This window comes from Streptomyces sp. NPDC001100 (assembly GCF_053598575.1).
In genome coordinates this window covers 15309-34811 of record NZ_JBSFKO010000065.1, presented here as the reverse complement: position 1 = coordinate 34811, position 19503 = coordinate 15309, and the positions used below count along the sequence as shown (strand labels likewise).

Genomic DNA, 19503 nt, shown 5'->3' with positions numbered 1-19503 from the left:
GGGTGTCCTCCTTCGGGGTCAGTGGGACCAACGCCCACGTCATCCTGGAACAGGCGCCTGCGGAAGCGGAGACGGAAACCGGCGAGGAGACCGGGACCGACAACGAACCCGGGGCACCGGCCACCGGCTCCGTCGTGGCCTGGCCGCTGTCCGCCGGCGACGGGACGGCACTGCGGGCCCAGGCAGCCCTGCTGCGCGAGTTCCTGATGAACCAGGAGACGGACGAGAAGCTGCCCGATCCGTACGACGTGTCGTTCACCCTGGCCAGCGCACGCGCCGTGCACGACGAGCGGGCCGTGGTCCTTGCCGGGCACCACGACCACGAAGCTCTCCTGACGGCCCTCGACGCCCTCGCCGAGGGCCACGAATCACCGCTCGTCGTACGGGGATCGGCCACCGGGACCGGCAGGACCGTGTTCGTCTTCCCCGGCCAGGGCTCGCAGTGGCCCGCCATGGCCGCCTCCCTCTACGAGGACGCCCCCGCCTTCCGCGACCACATCGACGCCTGTGCGGCGGCGCTCGCCCCGCACACCGACTGGAACCTCGTCGACCTGCTCACCCAGGCCCCCGGCGCACCCGGCCTCGACCGCGTCGACGTGGTGCAGCCCGCGCTGTTCGCCGTCATGACGGCCCTGGCACAGCTGTGGCAGAGCCACGGCGTCCGGCCCGACGCCGTGATCGGGCACTCCCAGGGCGAGATCGCCGCCGCCTATGTCGCGGGCGCCCTCACACTGGAGGACGCCGCGCGGATCGCCGCGCTGCGCAGCAGGGCGATCACCGCCCTTGAGGGGCGTGGCGGCATGGTCTCCCTGCCGCTCGCCGCCGACACGGTCGCCGGGCTGATCGCCCCGTGGGACGACGACATCCAGATCGCCGCCGTCAACGGCCCCGCCTCCACTGTGGTCTCCGGCGCCGCCGAGTCCCTGGACGCCCTGCTGGCCCACTGCTCCGACGAGGGGATACGCGCCCGGCGCATCCCCGTCACCTACGCCTCCCACCACCCCCACGTCGAGACGCTGCGCGAGACGCTCCTCGAACAACTCGCCGGGATCGAGCCCCGGCCCGCGCGGGTCGCCTTCTACTCGACCGTGACCGCGAGTCCGTTGGACACCACCGGACTCGACGCCGCGTACTGGTACCGCAACCTCCGGCAGACCGTCCGCTTCGAGGAGACCACCCGGCGGCTCATCGCCGACGGCCACACCCGCTTCATCGAGTCCAGCCCGCACCCCGTCCTGACCATCGGCATCCAGGAGACCGTCGAGACCGCCACCGGCCCCGACGCCGCGACCGTCACCGCCACCGGCACGCTGCGCCGCGACCAGGGCACGCTGCACCGCTTTCTGTCCTGCCTGGCGGGCGTGTGGACCGGCGGCGGCCCCGCGGACTGGGCCGTCACCCTGCCCGGTACCCCGCGCCGCCGGCTCGACCTGCCCACCTACCCCTTCCAGCGCCGCCGCTACTGGCTCGACCGCACCACCACCATCAGCGACGCGACCGGGCTCGGACAGCTGACCGCCGACCACCCGCTCCTGGGCGCCACCGTCGAACTCGCCGGCGGCGACACCATCCTGTTCACCGGCCGCGTCTCCCTGGCCACCCACCCCTGGCTGGCCGACCACGCGCTGCTGGGCACCGCGCTGCTCCCCGGCACCGCGCTCCTCGAACTCGCCCTGCACGCCGGGCAGCACACCGACGCGCCCGAACTGGAGGACCTCACCCTGGAGGCCCCGCTCGTCCTCGCCCCGGAGCGTTCCTACGACCTCCAGGTCACCGTCGAGGCACCCGACGCCTCCGGCCGCCGAGCCGTACACGTCCACTCCCGGGAGCAGCGGCCCGGGCACACCCCGGGCGCCGAGTGGACCCGGCACGCCACCGGCACCCTGGCACCGGACGGAACCGGCCGACCGGAGACGTTCGACCTCGCGGCGTGGCCGCCGCCCGGCGCGCGGCCGTACCCGCTGCACGAGGTGTACGAGCGGCTGGCAGAGCACGGCTACACGTACGGCCCGGTCTTCCAGGGGCTGCGGACGGCCTGGCGGCTGGGCGACGACCTCTTCGCCGAGGTGCGGCTGCCGGAGGAGTCCCAGGGCGACGGCGGGCTCTTCGGCCTCCACCCCGCGCTGCTCGACGCCTGCCTGCACCCGCTGGCCCTCGACCTGCTGGCAGACGCGGCGCCGGACCAGGCCCCGCCGATCCGGATCCCGTTCGCCTGGAACGACGTACGGATGTACGCGGCCGGTCCGTCGGCGCTTCGGGTGCGGCTGACCCGGCACGACCCCGACACCGTCTCCCTCCAACTCGCCGACATCACGGGCGCCCCGGTCGCCGCCGTCGGCTCCCTGGCCGTACGGACCGCCGACGCCGGGCAGTTGCTGGCGGCCACGGGTGCGGAGCAGGACGACGCGCTGTTCCGGCTCGACTGGACACCGGCCCGGCTGTCCGGCACCGCGCCGGCCCCCGCGGGGGAGACCTGGGCGCTGCTGGGCGGCCACAGCGCCGCAATCCTGGTGGGCGGGGAGCCGACGGCGGCGACCGGGGAGCGGATCGGCGTCCATGACAGCCTGGCCGCGCTCAAGGACGCCCTCGCGGCGGGTGCCCCGGCGCCCAGGGCACTGCTGGTGACCGGCGCACCCCCCGCGACGGACGGCCCGGGCGGCGACACCGACACGGCCACGGACACACCGGGCCCGGCAGCCGCCGTCCAGCAGGTCCTGCCGCGCTTCCTCGCGCTGCTGCAGAGCTGGCTGGCGGACGAGTCGTTCGCCGGGACCACCCTCGTCGTGGCCACCCGCCACGCCGTCAGCACCGGGCCCGGCGACCCCGTACGCCACCTCACCGGGGCCGCCCTGTGGGGGCTGCTGCGCTCCGCACAGTCCGAGAACCCCGGCCGTTTCCTGCTGTTGGACCTCGACGGGGCACCGCTGGACACCGGCACCCTGCGGGCGGCGCTCGACAGCGACGAGGACCAATTCGCCGTGCGGCAGGGCGAGTTGCTCGCACCGCGATTCGCCCGCGCGAGCGCTCCGCCGCTGCCGATCCCGGCCGGCGAACCGCACTGGCGGCTCGCCAGCCGGGGCACCGGCTCGCTGGACGGCCTCTGGCTCGAACCGTCGCCCGAGGCGGTCCGCCCGCTCGCCGAAGGAGAGGTACGGGTCCGGGTCCGCGCGGCCGGTATCAACTTCCGCGACATCCTGATCACGCTGGGCATGGTGGCCGACGACTCCCGTCCACCGGGCGGCGAGGGCTCCGGCACCGTCCTGGAAACCGGCCCCGGCGTCACCGGGTTCGCCCCCGGTGACCGGGTGATGGGGCTGCTCCACGGCGGCGTCGGACCCGTGTCGGTGACGGACCATCGAATGATCACGAAGATGCCGAAGGGCTGGACGTTCGCCCAGGCGGCGGGCATCCCGGTGGTCTACCTCACGGCGTACTACGGCCTGCGGGACCTGGCCGGGATCGGCCGCGGCGAGTCGCTGCTGCTGCACGCCGCGACCGGCGGCGTCGGGCTGGCCACCCTCCAACTGGCCCGGCACTGGGGGGTCGAGACGTACGCCACGGCGAGTCCCGCCAAGTGGGGCACCCTGCGCGCCCTCGGGCTGGACGACGACCACATCGCCTCGTCCCGGTCCCTGGACTTCGAGGAGCACTTCCGGCGCACGACCGGCGGCCGGGGCGTGGACGTGGTGCTCAACTCCCTGGCCAAGGAGTACGTGGACGCCTCGCTGCGCGTCTGTGCCCCCGGCGGCCGGTTCCTGGAGATGGGCAAGACCGACATCCGGGACGCCTCCGTGGTCGCCGACGCGTACCCGGGGATCTCCTACCAGGCCTACGACGTGCTGGACGGCGGACTGGACAGGGTCAAGGAGATGCTCGAAGAGCTGCGGGAGCTGTTCGAGAGCGGTGCGCTGCGCCCACTGCCGGTGACGACCTGGGACGTCCGGCGCGCCCCGGACGCGTTCAGGTTCCTCAGCCAGGCGCGCCAGATCGGCAAGGTGATCCTGACCCTGCCGACCCCGCTCGACCCGGACGGCACCGTCGTGATCACCGGAGCCACCGGCACCCTCGGGGCCCGCGTCGCGAGGCATCTGGTCGCTGTGCACGGCGCCCGCCACCTGCTGCTGGCCGGCCGCCGCGGCCCGGACGCCCCTGGCGCCGCCGAGTTGGCGGCCGAGCTGACCGGACTCGGCGCCCGGGTGACCACGGTCGCCTGTGACACCGCCGACCCGTCGGCCGCGGAGGAGCTCTTCGCCCGCATCCCCGCCGAACACCCGGTGACCGCCGTCGTCCACTCCGCGGGCGTGCTGGACGACGCCGTGCTCACCCGCCTGACCCCCGAACAGGTCGAGCGGGTGCTCCGCCCCAAGTCGGACGCCGCGTGGAACCTGCACCGGCTCACCCGGGACCTGGACCTGTCCGCCTTCGTGCTCTTCTCCTCGCTGGCGGGCACCATGGGCAACGCGGGACAGGCCAACTACGCCGCCGCGAACACCTTCCTCGACGGGCTGGCCCACCACCGGCACGCCACCGGCCTCCCGGCCACCTCGCTCGGCTGGGGTCTGTGGGCCGAGGCCAGCGGAATGACCGGCCACCTGGATGAGGCGGACCTGGCCCGGATGGCACGGCTCGGCCTCGCCCCGCTCACCACCCAGCAGGGCCTCGAACTCCTCGACCGGGCGCTCAGCGCCTGCGAACCGGTCCTGCTGCCGGTGCCCCTCGACATGTCCGCGCTGCGCGAGAGCGCCCGCACCGCCACCCTGCCTCCGCTGCTGCGCGGCCTGATCCGTACCCCCGTGCGCCGGGCCGCCGCCGGTGGCGACGGCACCGGGCCGTCCCCGCAGCCGTGGGCGGAGCTCCTGACGGGGCTGCCGTCGGACGAGCAGCGGCAGCGGCTGCTGGACCTGGTCCGTACCCAGGTGGCAGCCGTGCTCGGCCACGCGACGCCGGACGCGGTGACGGCCAACAGGGCGTTCAAACAGATCGGTTTCGACTCGCTCACCGCCGTGGAGTTGCGGAACCGGCTCAACGCGGCGACCGGACTCCGGCTCCCCACCACCGCTGTCTTCGACTTCCCGACCCCGAGCGCGCTGGCCGAGCGGCTGTGGACCGACCTGGTGCCGGACGGGCCGGACGGGGACGGCGACGTCCAGGCCGTGTTCGCCGAACTCGACCGCCTGGAGGGCGAATTCGCCGCGGCCGGACCCGACAGCGACACCCGTTCCCGGATCGTGAACCGCATGCAGGAATTCCTGAGGAAAATCGACGGGGCGCGTGCGGATTCCCCGGAACCGGGCGAGGACATCGGAGAGAAACTCGGCGAGGCCTCCGACGACGAGATATTCGACTTCATCGACTCCGAGCTCGGTTACTCCTGAACTCCCCCTTCCGGACCCTGCCCCTTGCCTACCCAGAGGAGTCGGAATGACCGATATGAACGACACCGTCGTGATCGCCGGCGGCGGCCCGGCCGGACTGCTCCTGGCGAGCGAACTCGCCCTGGCCGGAATTCGCCCTGTCGTCCTGGAGAAAAGGACGGACACGGAGGAGTTCTCGGCCGGTATGGCGATCCACGGCCGGTCCCTGGAACTGCTGCGGCTACGGGGGCTCGCCGATCGCATCGGCCCGGACGAGATGTTCGCCTGGCCACGTACCCCCTTCGGGTTTCTCTGGCTGGACCTCGCCGAAGTGAGCGAACGCGAATACACCCACGCCTACCCGCAGTGGCGCCTGGAGCGGCTCCTCGCGGGCCGGGCGGCCGAATTGGGTGTCGATCTGCGCCGCGGCCACGAACTGACGGGCCTCACGCAGGACGAGGACGGGGTCCAGGTCGAGGTCCGCTCGCCGGAGGGGACGTACCAACTGGGCGGGCCCTATCTCGTGGGCTGCGACGGCCGGGACAGCACGGTGCGTGCCCTGGCCGGAATGGCCGCCCCCGGCAGCGGCAAGAGCTACTACGGCGTGCTGGCGGACGTCGAACTGTCCGAGGGCGATCACGACCTCTTCGAGAGCGGCCTGCACGAGCACGGCGTCTTCGGGGCGATCCCGCTGCGGCCCGGCATGACCCGCCTCATGACGATCGAGTTCGACACCGAGCCGGAGCAGGGATCCGGGCCCGTCACGACGGAGGAACTGCTGGCCAGTGTGCGCAGGGTCAGCGGCCGGGACCTGGAGATCGTCAAGACGTACTTCTCGTACCGGTACGGCGGCCGGACCTCGCTCGCCGAGCGGTACCGCGAGAACCGGGTGTTCCTGGCCGGCGACGCGGCACACAGCCTGTTCGTCTCCGGCACCCAGGGCCTCAACACCGGCCTGCACGACGCGTTCAACCTCGGCTGGAAACTCGCCGCCGAGCTGAACGGCCGGGCGCCCTCGGGCCTGCTGGACACCTACCACCACGAACGGCACACGGTCGGCGAGCGGGTCGCCCGCCACTCACGGGCCCAGATGGCGCTGATGCACCCGCTGGACCGGATGACGCCGCTGCGGGAGATGCTGGAGGAGCTGATCGGCCTCGGATCGGTCAACCGCTACCTCATGGAGGCGACCGCCGCCTTCGGCTATCCCCCGGACGCGGACGGGGCCCCGGCGGGCCAGGTGTGGCACCCGCTGGTGGGCGAGCCGGTGACCGACATCGCCCTGACCACGGCCGACGGTGCGACGAGCCTGGGGCAGCTGCTCGCGTCCGGCCGCGGCCTGCTCCTGGACCTGACGGGCGGCACCGAAGACGCGGCCTCCTGGGGAGACGGCTGGGAGGACCGGGTGGACCACGTCGCCGCCGCCCCGGCCGGCCCCGGCCCCGTACCGCCCGCCCTGCGGCTGCTGGTGCGCCCCGACGGTCATATCGCGTGGGCGGACGACGGGACTTCCGACGACAAGGGCCTCGAAGCCGCCCTGCACGCCTGGTTCGGCGAACCGGCCGGCACATCGACAGGAAAGGAATGACCATGCCCGATTCCGTGGCCAAGGCGGCCGAGCAGAAATGCCCCATGGCACCGCCCACCGTCGAGGAGCGCATCAAGCGCTGGAGCCTGTACCAGCCCTGGCTCCAGCAGGACCCGGTGCCGCTGTGGGACGAGATGCGCGAAGCCACGCCGATCGCGCGCTCCGAGGAGGTCGGCGGCTTCTGGATACTCACCCGGTACGAGGACATCGAGTGGGCGGCCCGCAACCCGGAGATCTTCTCCAGCGCGCAGGTCGCCATCCCGCATCGGAGGATCTTCCCGGCCGAGATGATCCCCATCCAGTTGGACGGGGAGGAGCACCGCAAGTGGCGGCAGACCCTGTCGAGCCTCTTCAACCCCGGCGTCGTCAACCACTTCACCCCGCAGATCCGGCAGGCCGCGGCCGACGCCATCGAGCGGATCTCCGGAAAGGGCTCGTGCGAGTTCGTCTCCGAGTTCGCGACGGCGCTGCCCGCCGAGACGTTCCTCATCAACTTCGGTATCGGCCGGGAGCACTTGCAGACCCTGCTGGACCACAAGACCTGGCTGCGCCGCGAGGGCATCCCGAACGCGCACACGGACGAGGAGATCCGGAAGGCGAACCAGCCCCTGTGGCTCTTCTTCAGCGACGCGATCGACCGCCGCCGCGAGGAGGGCGTCGAAGGCCGGCTGGACGTCATCAGCCAGATGCTCAAGACCACCTACGACGGTCGGCGGCCCAGCCAGGACGAGATGGTCAACGCGCTCTTCGTGTCCATGCTGGCCAGTCTGGACACCACGACGTCCGCGCTGAGCATGGTCTTCGAGTACCTGAGCGACCACCCCGAGGTACAGGAACTGATCGTGTCCGAGCCCGATCGGATCCCGGACATCGTCCAGGAACTGATCCGTCATGAGCCGGTCTCGTCCACCGGCCGTCTGGTGACCCAGGACGTGGAACGGCACGGTGTCACCCTGCGCAAGGGTGACCGGGTGCTGCTGTCCTGGGGGATGTCGGGGCTCGACCCCGAGGTCTTCGAGAACCCGCACGAGGTCGACTTCGAGCGCGAGTCGACCCGTCAACTCGCCTTCGGTGTGGGCCCGCACCGCTGCCTGGGCATGCACGTGGCCCGCCGGATCATCCAGATCGCCCTGGAGGAGTGGCACACCCGGCTGCCGCGCTACCGCAAGGCGCCGGGCACGCAGCCGATCCGTCACTACTCGCCGTCGCGAGGGCTGCTCAACCTCGACCTCGTCTTCGACTGATGCGACCGATGCGACCGACAACCAGCGGGAGGACTCCGACATGAAAGGCAGCGTCGACGAAGGGCTGTGCATGGGGCACGGGATGTGCGCCGCGCTGGCCCCGGGTGTCTACGAGGTGAGCGATCTGGGCACCAACGAGATGGGCGACTTCGAAGTGCCGCCGGGCGCGGAGGCCGCCGCCCGGCGCGGAGCGCGGGCCTGCCCCGAGCGGGCCATCGTGCTCGACGAGAACGAGAACGCCTCGGTGGCATAGGCCGGTGCCCCGGGCGCGAGAGCGTCCCGGGGCACCGGACCGTCAAGGGGGCCGAGCGGCGCGGGTCTTCAGCCCGCCTGCGCCATGAACCGCGCCAGCGCCGCCCGGGAGTGCAGATCGAGCTTGCGGTAGATACGCGTCAGATGGACATCGACCGTACGCGGACTCAACCGGAGCAGCTCGGCGATCTCCCGGGTCCGCTTCCCCGCTCCGGCCAGGCTCGCGACCTCGTGCTCGCGGTCGGTCAGTGCCGTCAGCCGGGTGTCGGGGGCCGGGGCGGACACGGGCGTGAACGGCTCGCGCGGGGGCTCGCGGCGCTGGGCGAACAGTCGGCGCCGCTCCTTGTCCACCCTCGCCAGCAACGACCGCGCCCCGCTCGCCTGGGCGATCTCCTTGGCCCGGTCCAACGCGGAACCGCCCTCCGGACGGCGTCCCGCCGTGATCAGCCGGGGCGCGGCCAGGATCAGGGTGTGCGCCTGGTGACGTGCCATCCCGGCGGCCGCGAAGAGCCTCGCGGCCTCCTGGTACCGGTCGGCCGCGGCCGACGCCGTGCCGGACCTCGTGAGCACATGCGCCCTGGCCGCCAGGGCGTGCGCCCTGAGCAGCGGGGCGCCCGGATCTGACGCGGCGGCCTCGGCCCGGACGGCCCACTCCGGGTCCGGTCGGCCGGCCCGGGCCGAGGCCTCCGCCAGCAGCTCGAAGCCGAGCGGGCGCAGCGACGCCGGCACCCGCGCCAGGCCCGGTCCGCCGAACACGGCGGACGCCATGGTGGTCCAGTGGTCCGGGTCGATGAACTCCCGCGCCGCGTCGGCCAGCCACAGGGCCGACGAGGTACGCCAGGCACTGTCCCGGGGCCCGAGCTGCGAGAGCACGCTCTCGGTGAGGGCGGCCGCGCGGCGGGCGCCGGGCCCGTCCTGGGCGATCGAGGCGCTGTACGCGGCCTCCAGCGCCGTCGCGACGTGCAGCGGGAAGTCGAGCCGCAGACGCGCGGCGATCCGCTGCGCCTCGGCGGCCGTCCGCTGTGCCTCGATGAGGCGTCCGAACTGGTACTGAACGTACGAGAGTTTGATGAGGAACGGCGCCAGCAGATGGGTGTCGTGCGAGGCGGTGGCCATGGCGACCGCCCGGACCAGATGGCGCTCCGCCGCCGGCCAGCGGCCGACCACGGATTCGGCCCAGCCGAGCGCGGCCAGGTATTCGGGATGTGCGCCCAGCGTCTGCCCGGTGAGGGTGTCGACGGCCGCCGCGCATTCGTCGACGGCCGCGGCGACCAGCTCGGGACCGGCGGAGACCACCCGGCTCAGCGCGAGCGCGGCCAGTGCCCCGGTCTCGGTGGCCCGGTCCCCGTGGCAGCGGGCGAACCGGAGGGAGGCGCCGAGCCGTTGGTCGTCCGTCGGCATTCCGGAGAGGAAGGCGACCAGCTGCTGGGTGACCGCCAGAGCGGCGGCCTCCGGCGTTTCGGGTGCGGGCGCCGAGCCGGGTTCCCCGGCCAGCGTCGACAGGGCCTGGGCGTGCCGGCCGAGCGCGCACTCCAGCAGGCCGTAGAAGGCGACGGCCCGGGCCCGCGGCGCCCGTGGTTCGGAGGGGATCCGGCCGAGGATCTCCTGGAGCTGGCCGATGTTCTCCCGCAGGTCTCCGGATATCCCCAGGGCCCGCGCGAGCGTCTTCATCAACTCCGTCCGCTCCAGGGCGTGCGGCTCGCCCTCGGGCAGCGCCCGCAGGGCGAGCCGCAGCAGACGGGTCGCCGAGACAGGGTCGTCGGCCAGGATCTCGCGGGCCACGCGGGCGAACAGCACCCGCTCCTGGTCACCGGGACCGGGCAGCATCTGCTCCAGCAGCGGGGCCAGTTCGGCCGCGGGGGTGCCGGAGCGGGCCATCAGGGCGACGGCCTTGCGCTGGGCCGCCGTACGCCAGCAGGGGTCCGTGTCCGCGTGGATGACCCGGCGCAGCAGCGGGTGCCGGAAGCGCAGGTGCGTGCCGTTGTCCGTGGGCCGGAAGACGTCCCGTTGGCAGAGGCTGTCGATGGCCCGGCACGTGCTGTCGGCGTCGAGTTCGGCGACCTCCTCGACGTCCTCCATGGTGAAGGTGTCGCCCATCACGGCAGCGGCGGCGGCAACGGCGGACTCGCCGTCGGTGAGGAGAGTCATCTCGCTCAGCAGCCGGCTGCTGAGCCAGCCGGGCGGCTCGTCGGGCGTGCCGCAGCCGGTGGTGGCGTGCCGGTGGTGAGCCTCGGCGAGGGCGAGCAGGTAGAGCGGATTGCCGTGGCTCGCCCGGTGGAGATGATGCAGTACGGGCGAGTCGGCGGGCATGCCGACCAGCTCCGCACTCTGCCCGACGGAGAGCGGGGCGAGCTCGATCCGCTGGGCCGTGCCGATCTCCGCCGCGTGGGCGAGCGTGGCGTGCAGCGGGTGGAGCGCGGGGCGGGTCCGGTGGGCGAGGACCAGCAGGACCGGGGAGTTCAGCGGCCAGCTCACCAGATGTTCCAGGACCTCCAGGGTGTCCGGGTCCGCCCAGTGCAGATCGTCGACGATCAGCACGAGCCCCTTCTGCGCCCAGCCCTCCAGCAGGCTCCGCACCCGGTGCATGAGTTGACACCGGGGGTCCCCGGGAATGTACGTCGGGGAGCGGCCTGTGTTTACGGTTGAACAATCGACCAGACTGCGCAGCAGTGTGGCCGATTCCTTTAGCCGCGTCCCGGATTCCGGCGACCTCGATTCGCTGGTGAGCAGCTGCGCGAACCCTTGGATCGGCTTGTTCCGAGTGGATTCGGTACAACTTGCCCGGAGGACCGTGTATCCACGGGACCTGGCTTCCTCTGCCAGCAGAGTCAGTAATCGGGTCTTTCCGGATCCGGGTTCCCCTGTCAGTTGGACCACCAGGCCCTTACTCTCCCGGACCGTTTCCATGGCTGAGGTGAGACGTTGGAATTCCTCCGCCCGCACATCCGTGTGTTGCTTCTGGTTGCCGTAAACGAGACTCGACATAACCACGTTCATGCCCCCTTGCCGCCCAGGGTAAGCGCCGCGTGACCAAGAAGAAACGAGTTGACCGTATCAGTCGGCCGTGTCGACAAGGTAAATTTCCGTCAAATCTCGCAGCGCCCCGCGGGCGTGACGAGAGGACTTCTCTCAAATGAATCCGGAATTACGCACACCGCTTGTTCGGAGGGTGACTTTATCCGGACCCGTGCGGCAGGGGCGATATCCAGCCGCGAATCGGAGACCAGAATGGCTTGGCGCAGCGCGCGCAGTGCGCGGCAGGGCTCGATCCCCAACTCGTCGTCGAGCGTCCTGCGCAGGGACTCGTACACGCCGAGCGCCTCACTGGTGCGCTCCGATCGGTACAGCGCCAGCATCAGTTGCTGGTGGAACGCCTCACGCAGCGGATGCAGAACGGTGAGCGCGGACAGCGGCGCCACCAGTTCGCGGTGACGGCCCCGGGCCAGGTCCGCCTCGTAGAGCAGTTCGGTGCATTCCAGCCGGGCTTCCTCGGCCCAGGTGATGAAGCGCTGGATGGTCGGTCCGCCGCGCAGGTCACCGAGCGCATCGCCGCGCCACAGGTCGAGGGCGGCGGTGCACGCGGCCGAAGCCTCGGCCGGCCGCATCGCCTTCATGTGCCTGCGTCCTTCGTGCAACAGCCGCTGGAACGTGTGCACATCGAGCGTGGCCGATCCCAACTGGAGTACGTAGCCGGGCGCGTGGGTGGCGACGGGTACGCCCGGAACGCCGAGCCGGCCCAGGAACTTCCGCAGTTGCGAGATGTAGACGTGCAGTGTGGCGGTCGCGCGACGGGGCGGCTCGTCCCCCCAGATCTCGGTGATCAGGTGGGAGGAGGACACCACTTGGCCGCTGCGGATGACCAGCGTGGCGAGCAGCGCCTCGATCTTGTGCGCGCTCAGGAAGGCGGTGCTGTCCCCGTTGGTGATGCGGAGACTGCCCAGGATTTCGTAGCGCATTTTTTGTTTCCCCCAGAATGACGATGCGGGCGCGAACGATTTCCACGCCGCGTGATACAGCCGGGCTCCGTCGCCATTGCCGGGGCCGGGCGTCTCTCTGTGCGGGTGTTCGTGCGTTTCGTGGGTGTCGGTCAGGTACGCAGCGCTGCGTACCGCCCGTAGCAGTAGAGCAACGGCCGGCCCGAGTCGCGGTACTCCGCGTGCACCGGTTCGGTGATCACCAGGGTGTGGTCCCCGACGGGAACGCGGGTGACCACCCGGCAGACGAGCAGGGCCAGCACGTCGTCGAGGACCGGAACCCCGTGGGGGCCGGTGTGGTACGAGGTGGGGGCGGCGAAGCGGTCCGCCCCGCTGCGGGCGAATCTCGCCGCGAGCTGCGCCTGTTCCTCGTGGAGGATGTGGACACCCACGTGCTCGGCCGAGCTGACCGTGGGCCAGGAGGAGCCGGAACTGTCGATCCCGAAGGAGAGCAGCGGCGGGTCGGCGGACAGCGAGGTCAGCGAGGTGGCGGTGAAACCCGCGGGCTGAGCGCCCTGGGCCGTGACGACGGCCACCCCGGCCGCGTGGCGGCGGAAGACTGAACGGAACAGCGAGGCGTTCACCGGTGTGGGGCGGTGGCTGCCCAAAGGGTCCTCCTCCCGGTTCGGGTACGGGATCCGTTGTCCGGGACACTCGTGGGGCCCGGACAAGTCGGATCCTGTCAGAGATCGTTCGGCGTGCCATCGGGGAAACTACGTACGAATACTCGAACGTCTGTCCCGTGTACGTGTTTGTGCGGAGGAACCCCGCGCTCGGCGAATGGCCCACCCGCGCACGGGTGGGCCATTCGCCGAGCGGTGTTCGTCGGTGCAGGTCAGTGCCGGTCGGCGCTGACCGGTGCGACCGTGTCCGGGGACCCGGTCACGGGCGGCTGGGGACGGGAGGCCTCGCGGTCCCGGCGGGAGCGGGCGAATTTACGCAGCGCCGGACGCTCGACGAAGGTGTAGAGCAATCCGGACAGCGCGACCGCTACGACGAGCAGCAACAGCATGACGCCCACGGCGCCCGGGGTGCTCCAACTGCGGGTCGCCCCAAGGGCACGGTGTCCGTAGGTCAGCACCAGTTGGTGCAGCAGGTAGAACGCGAACGACGCCTCGCCGAGCCAGAGCGCCACCCTGCCCCGGAACGGCGACCACCGCCCCTCCGTGTCGGCCGTGGCCGCCGCGGCGACCAGCAGGGCGAGCGGCGCGGCGGCGACCGCCACGACGGAGTACAGCAGCGGCACGAACTTCAGCCCGGTGAACGCCGCCAGGACCAGCAGTGCGGCCGGTCCCATGCCCAGCGGCACCCAACGGCCGGACCGGACGATGAGCGCCATCAGGATGCCGAGGGCGAACTCCAGCAGCCGGGCGGGCGGGAACCCGTACACGAACCAGAACTGCGGGAACGGCTCCGAGACCGGCGGGGGGAACATCGGAGTGCCGGGCAGCAGCCGGGAGACCGCGGGGAGCAGCGCGATCGCCACCGTGACGAGTCCGGCCGTCAGCCACAGACGATTGGCCGGGATTCGTCGGAACAACGGGAGCAGCACCGGGAAGAGCGCGTAGAAGAAGAGCTCGCACCCCAGCGACCAGGTGGGGGTGTTCACACCGAGGAAGGTGGGGATGTCCGGCACCCAGGTGTGCACCAGGAGCAGGTTGGGGACCGCGACACCGGCCGTGACCGGCTGGTCCGTGGCACGCAGCAGGACGATGGCGAGCAGACAGGCCACGACGGTGCTCGGATAGATCTTCGCCGCCCGGCGCCGCCAGAACTTCGGCGCGGTGTCGCCGGGACGGGCCGACCAGGTCAGCACGTATCCGCTCAGGATGAAGAAGAAGGACACGCCCACGTAGCCGGCGCCCTCCACGGCCTTGCCGTACGCCTTGTCCGTGCCGGTGTCCGCGAAGAAGTGCTGTGCCGAGGCGTGCCCGAGGAAGACCAGCAGGGCAGCGATGAATCTCATTCCGGTGAGGGTGGGGAGCCGGGTTCCGTCGGCTGTGGGGGCCTTTCCTGTCATGGCGTTGCTGTCCCTTTCGCCGGTGGTTCAGGATCGGATGCGGTTCGCGGGCAGAGTCGCGGCAGTGGCTAAGGCGACCCTTAGTGCCGCCTTAGGCAAGGAGATAAACTGAGGCTGTCTCCGTTTGGTGCGGCGGTCGCGCTGCGCCCAGCCTCTACCCCGCAGGGAGTTCCGATGGACGCGACAGCAGCGACTGCCGCTGGACGCCCGATGCGGGCGGACGCCCGGCGCAACTACGACCGGCTGCTCACCGAGGCCAGGGCGGCGTTCGCCGAGCACGGGACCGAGGCGTCGCTGGACGACATCGCCCGGCGGGCGGGGGTCGGCATCGGTACGCTCTACCGCCATTTCCCCACCCGGCAGGAGCTGTTGGAAGCGGTCTTCCACGATTCCATCGAAGGACTCTGCGAGCAGGCCACCACCCTGCTGGGGGACCCCGCCCCCGGGGACGCCATGATGCAGTGGCTGCGCGCGGTCGCCGAACACGCCACCACCTACCGGGGCCTCGCCGGGACGCTGATGAGCACCAGGCTGGGGGACGAGGCGGGCCCGCCGCCCGACTGCCACGTGCGGATGCTCTCGGCCGGCGAGGCACTGCTCGGCCGGGCTCAGCGCAGCCGCTCCATCCGGCCCGACGTGCAGATCTCGGAGCTGCTGCGGCTGGCCAACGGCGTCGCCTTCGCCTCGCGGCTCGGCGCGGAGGACACCGACCAGGTGGACCGGCTGCTGGAGCTGGTGCTGCGGGGACTGGTTCCCCGCGGCTGACGGCGGACCGGGCCCGGCCGCGAAGGCCGGGCCCGGTGGCCAGGAGGCGTCAGACGGACGCCGGGTCGACGGCCACGCCGTGGGACGGCAGCGCGGCGATCTCGGCGAGCAGCTCCAGGGAACGGACGCGGTCGTCGGGTCCGTGGATCAGCGTGACCGACATCAGCTCGTCCGCCCCGGTGCGGTCCAGGAAGTCCGCCATCTTGGCGCGCACCTTCTCGGGCCCACCGATCAGGTGCGCGTCGATGCGCTGGGCGACGTACGCCCGCTCCTGAGGGGTGTAGGGGTAGGCCGCGGCCTCCTCCGGACTGGGGTAGGGGCCGGTGATCCCGGTGGTGCGCTGCAGGAGCGAGGAGAGCGCCATCGGCCCGGCGAGCCACTCGGCGTGCTCGTCGGTCTCGGCCACGATCACTATCGCCGCCACGATCGCGTACGGCCGCTCCAGATCGGCGGAGGGCGTGAACGCGCTGCGGTACGCCTTCAGCGACGGAATGGTGTTCTCCGGGCTGAAGTGGTGCGCGAACGCGAACGGCAGCCCGAGCATCCCCGCCACCTGGGCGCTGTTGGGGCTGGAGCCGAGGAGCCACAGCGGCGGACGGTTGCCCTGGGCGGGCACCGCTGTCACGGGCAGCACCGGGCTGCCGTCCGCGGGCGCCGCGAAGTAGCCCATGAGCTCCGCGAAACGCTCGGCGAAGTCATCGGTCCCGGTGGTGCGGCGCAGCGCCCGCGCGGTGACTGGGTCGGTCCCGGAGGCCCGGCCGATCCCCATGTCGATACGGCCCGGGTGCAGCGCCTCCAGCGTGCCGAACTGCTCGGCGACGACCAGGGGCGAGTGGTTGGGCAGCATGACCCCGCCGGAGCCGATGCGCATGTGGGTGGTGGCGGCGGCTATCCGGTCGATGAGCACCGGGGGCGAACAGCTGGCGATATTGGGCGCGTTGTGATGCTCCGCGATCCAGTAACGCAGATATCCGAGCCGGTCGACGCGTTCCGCGACGGTGACACTGTCGCGCAGGGCCTGGCCCGGACCCGCACCACTCACCACCGGTGAGAAGTCCAGGACGGACAGCCGTGGACCCTGCGGCTCGGGGTCCTGACGTTCGGTCATGATGTCTGATTCCCTTCGGAGATGCCGGGACGGCTCAATCGGCCTGCGGGGCCGCCGGCTTGGGCACTTTGATCAGGAACACCGAGATCAGCAGCGCGCAGACGGCGAACGCGGTACCGCCGAGTGCCGCGCTCGCGATGCCCTTGGAGAGCACGTAGTGGGCGAGCGCCGTGGGGCTCGCACCGGTCGGCGGGTGGCTGAGGGCGTCCTTGCGGCCGCTGGCGAACAGGTTGACCAGGATGGCCAGCCCGACCGTCGCGCCGACCTGCTGCATCGCCTGGAGCAGGCCCGAGGCCGCACCGGACTCCTCCGGCTTCACCTCGGAGAGGATGATCATGTTGAGGGAGAGGAAGCTGAGGCCGGAACCGGTGCCGAAGAGCAGCATCGGACCGACGACCGAGCCCAGGTAGCTGCCGCCCGCGTCGATCTGGGTCAGCCAGACGATGCCGGCCGTGACCAGCACACCACCCGCCGTGAGCAGTGGTTTGGGGCCGAACCTGGGCAGCTGCGACCGTGCCACCAGGGCGAAGCCGAACTGGGTGAAGGCCATCGGCAGGAAGGCGACACCGGTCATGATGGCGCTGTAGTCCAGCACCTCCTGGAGGTACTGGGTGAGGAAGAAGAACAGCGCGAACATGGTGGCGGGCAGCAGCAGCATGTTGACGTACGCGCTCGCCCGGTTGCGGTGCGACAGCAGCCTCAGCGGGGTGATCGGCTGTTCGGCGCGGGTCTCGATGGCCAGGAACGTCGCCAGCAGGACGACCGCCGCGGCGAACGAGCCCAGGACCAGTCCGTCGCTCCAGCCCTCCTCGGAGGCGCGGATGAACCCGTACACCAGGGAGCCCATGCCGAGGGTGGAGGTCAGCGCGCCGTAGAGGTCGAAGCGGCCGGGGTGGCGCTCGGGCTGGCGGATGTAGAGCGGCGCGAGCACGAGGATCAGCAGGCCGATCGGCACGTTGACGAAGAACACCGAGCGCCAGGTCAGCCAGTCGGTGAGCAGACCGCCGAGAATCAGGCCGACCGCCATGCCCGCGCCGGAGACCGCGGAGTAGATGGCGAACGCCCGGGTGCGGGCCGGGCCCTCGAAGTTGGTGTTCAGCAGGGCGAGGGTGCTCGGAGCCGCGAAGGCGCCGCCGATGCCCTGGAGCGCCCGGGCGGCCAGCAGCCAGGTGTCGCTGGTGGCCAGTCCGCCGAGCAGGGACGCCAGGGTGAACACCGCGATGCCGGCGGTGAAGACCCGTCGGCGGCCCAGGATGTCGCCGGTCCGCCCGCCCAGGAGCAGGAAGCCGCCGAAGGTCAGTGTGTAGGCGTTGATGATCCAGGCCAGGCTGGTCGGCGAGAAGTGCAGCGCGCCCTGCATGTCGGGAAGCGCGATGTTCACGATCGTCGCGTCCAGGATGACCATCAACTGGCAGGCCAGGATGACGGTGAGGGCCAGACCGGGATGGTTGCGCCGGGCCTCCAGGGCCTCGGTGCCGGACGGTGGTGTTTCGACTGTCGACATGGGTCCTCCACGGGATTTCGGGCGCGAACGGCAGGGAAGGGTGGAGAGACGGGAGTGCGCCCGCACGACATGAAGCCACTAAACGGAGGGTGGCTCTGGTTACGATACGGAGTATGCCTCCGGTTTTCAATCGCACCATCCCGGTCCGGCCCCGCGACCCAACTACGTGACGACTCAACGGAGTTGGCGGGCGGGGTTTCGTGGCCGCCGGTCAGGTCGAGGAGGGCTCGCCGAACCAGGTGCGGAGGGCGTGCAGCAGGCCCTCGACGTCCTCGCCCGAACCGTCCGCCCAGGCGACATAGCCGTCGGGCCGCACCAGAAGCGCGGCCGCCCCCAGCCCGGCCGCCGGCGCCGCGGTGACCCTGTCCAGCCGGTCCTTCCACCCGGAGACGTCGGGCAACGACGCCGCGCCGCCGCTCAGGTCGTACAGCACACCGCGGCCGTCGTGCAGCGTGCGCGCCACCGTGGTCTCCCCGTCACCCGTGACCAGGGGGGTGTTCGGTACCCGCAGCCCGGTCAGCGGGTGCGGGTCCCCGGCCAGGGGCCCGTCCGCGCCACGCATCGGATAGCGGATGTCCACCCCGGTGATCATGTGCACCAGGTGCTCGCTGACCTCCTCCAGACCGAGCAGCTCGTCGAACATCTCCCGCAGCGGGCCGATCCGGTCCAGCGGGTGCATCAACGCCATCTGGGCCCGGGTGTTCATGCAGACCCGGGCGCCCACCGGGTGCCGCTCGGACTCGTAGGAGTCGAGCAGCCCGGCCGGGGCCCAGCCGTGGATGTGGGCGGCCAGCTTCCATCCGAGGTTCAACGCGTCCTGGATACCGGTGTTCAGCCCCTGGCCGCCGATCGGGAAGTGGATGTGCACCGCGTCACCGGCCAGGAACACCCGCCCGGCGCGGTAGTGCTCGGCCTGCCGGGTCGCGCTGCCGAACCGGGACAGCAGCACCGGCTCACCGAGGTCGATCGTCCGGCCGGTGAGGCGCTCCACCAGCTCGCCCAACTCCTCGACGGTCGGCGGGATGTCGCGGCTCACCGGCTCGGTGTCGAACTCCGCCGCCGAGATCCGGACCAGGCCGGTCTCCAGCGGGATCAACGCGAAGAAGCCCCGGGGGAGGAGCTGCGGATCGAACCGCAGCCGGGACTCCTCGTCCACCAGCAGGTCACCGGTGATGCCATTGGTGGTGGACGGCGTGCCCGGGAACGCGATCCCGGCGAGCTTGCGCACCGTGCTGCCGCCGCCGTCGCAGCCGACGAGGTACGACGCCCGGATCGGGTACTCACCGTCCTCGGAACGCACGGTCACCGTCACGCCGTCGTCGTCCTGGACCATGCCGACCACGGCGTGCCCGCGGCGCAGTTCGACGCCGCCGAGCTCGTTGACCCGGTCCTCCAGCAACTGCTCGATCCGCCGCTGCGGCACCCGGCGCGGCACCAGGTGCCGCTCCAGCCCGGCGAACCGCATCAGGCCGAACCCGAAGGCCTGCACCTGCTCGTACTCGTAGACCGGGGCCGCCAGCCCGCGCTGGTCGAGCGCCTCGATGGAACCCCATTGCAGGCCCAGCGCACGCGACCAGTTGGGCGGTTCTGGCAGCTTCTCCAGGACGACGGCGTCGACGCCCGCCAGACCGAGTTCGGCGGCCAGCATCAGCCCGGCCGGGCCTCCGCCCGCGATGACGACGGTGCGTTCCATG

At 71.6% G+C, this 19503-nt stretch carries 12 protein-coding genes; 5 read left to right on the top strand and 7 right to left on the bottom strand.

The genetic code is table 11. The annotated features are described in order from the left end of the window. From ACWDEW_RS46895 to ACWDEW_RS46880, 4 genes are all read left to right on the top strand, one after another. Positions 1-5375 (top strand): SDR family NAD(P)-dependent oxidoreductase (locus ACWDEW_RS46895; RefSeq protein ID WP_450522213.1); only part of this gene is annotated, 5375 nt, incomplete at its 5' end. 46 nt (positions 5376-5421) lie between these two features. Then, positions 5422-6942 (top strand): FAD-dependent monooxygenase, encoded by a 1521-nt coding sequence (locus ACWDEW_RS46890; RefSeq protein ID WP_450522211.1) that lies wholly within the window; start codon positions 5422-5424, stop codon positions 6940-6942. A gap of 2 nt (positions 6943-6944) precedes the next feature. Continuing rightward, on the top strand, positions 6945-8186 hold the full coding sequence (locus tag ACWDEW_RS46885) for a cytochrome P450 (protein ID WP_450522210.1): 1242 nt from the start codon (positions 6945-6947) through the stop codon (positions 8184-8186). A 40-nt stretch (positions 8187-8226) separates the two neighbouring features. Then, positions 8227-8439 (top strand): ferredoxin, encoded by a 213-nt coding sequence (locus ACWDEW_RS46880; RefSeq protein WP_450522209.1) that lies wholly within the window; start codon positions 8227-8229, stop codon positions 8437-8439. 68 nt (positions 8440-8507) lie between these two features. Here ACWDEW_RS46880 and ACWDEW_RS46875 read toward each other — a convergent pair whose 3' ends face one another. The 4 genes from ACWDEW_RS46875 to ACWDEW_RS46860 form a co-directional block, all read right to left on the bottom strand. After that, the gene (locus tag ACWDEW_RS46875) at positions 8508-11423 is read right to left on the bottom strand and encodes a helix-turn-helix transcriptional regulator (RefSeq protein WP_450522207.1); all 2916 of its coding nucleotides are present in this window, start codon (positions 11421-11423) and stop codon (positions 8508-8510) included. 101 nt (positions 11424-11524) lie between these two features. Beyond that, positions 11525-12394: an AfsR/SARP family transcriptional regulator gene (locus tag ACWDEW_RS46870; protein WP_450522205.1), complete on the bottom strand. Its 870-nt coding sequence runs from the start codon at positions 12392-12394 to the stop codon at positions 11525-11527. 131 nt (positions 12395-12525) lie between these two features. Next, entirely contained in the window at positions 12526-13020 is a 495-nt protein-coding gene (locus ACWDEW_RS46865) for a flavin reductase family protein (protein ID WP_450522203.1), read from the bottom strand. Positions 13021-13247: 227 nt separating this feature from the next. Beyond that, entirely contained in the window at positions 13248-14378 is a 1131-nt protein-coding gene (locus ACWDEW_RS46860) for an acyltransferase family protein (protein WP_450522201.1), read from the bottom strand. 228 nt (positions 14379-14606) lie between these two features. On the opposite strand from ACWDEW_RS46860, the gene ACWDEW_RS46855 reads away from it, so the two are divergent. After that, the gene (locus tag ACWDEW_RS46855) at positions 14607-15197 is read left to right on the top strand and encodes a TetR/AcrR family transcriptional regulator (protein WP_450522199.1); all 591 of its coding nucleotides are present in this window, start codon (positions 14607-14609) and stop codon (positions 15195-15197) included. Between the two features lie 49 nt (positions 15198-15246). Here ACWDEW_RS46855 and ACWDEW_RS46850 read toward each other — a convergent pair whose 3' ends face one another. The 3 genes from ACWDEW_RS46850 to ACWDEW_RS46840 form a co-directional block, all read right to left on the bottom strand. Then, entirely contained in the window at positions 15247-16305 is a 1059-nt protein-coding gene (locus ACWDEW_RS46850; protein ID WP_450522198.1) for an LLM class flavin-dependent oxidoreductase, read from the bottom strand. A gap of 34 nt (positions 16306-16339) precedes the next feature. Further along, positions 16340-17809, bottom strand: coding sequence for an MFS transporter (locus ACWDEW_RS46845; RefSeq protein WP_450522196.1), 1470 nt, complete (start codon positions 17807-17809; stop codon positions 16340-16342). A 211-nt stretch (positions 17810-18020) separates the two neighbouring features. Next, on the bottom strand, positions 18021-19502 hold the full coding sequence (locus ACWDEW_RS46840; RefSeq protein ID WP_450522194.1) for an FAD-dependent monooxygenase: 1482 nt from the start codon (positions 19500-19502) through the stop codon (positions 18021-18023). Position 19503: the final 1 nt, after the last annotated feature.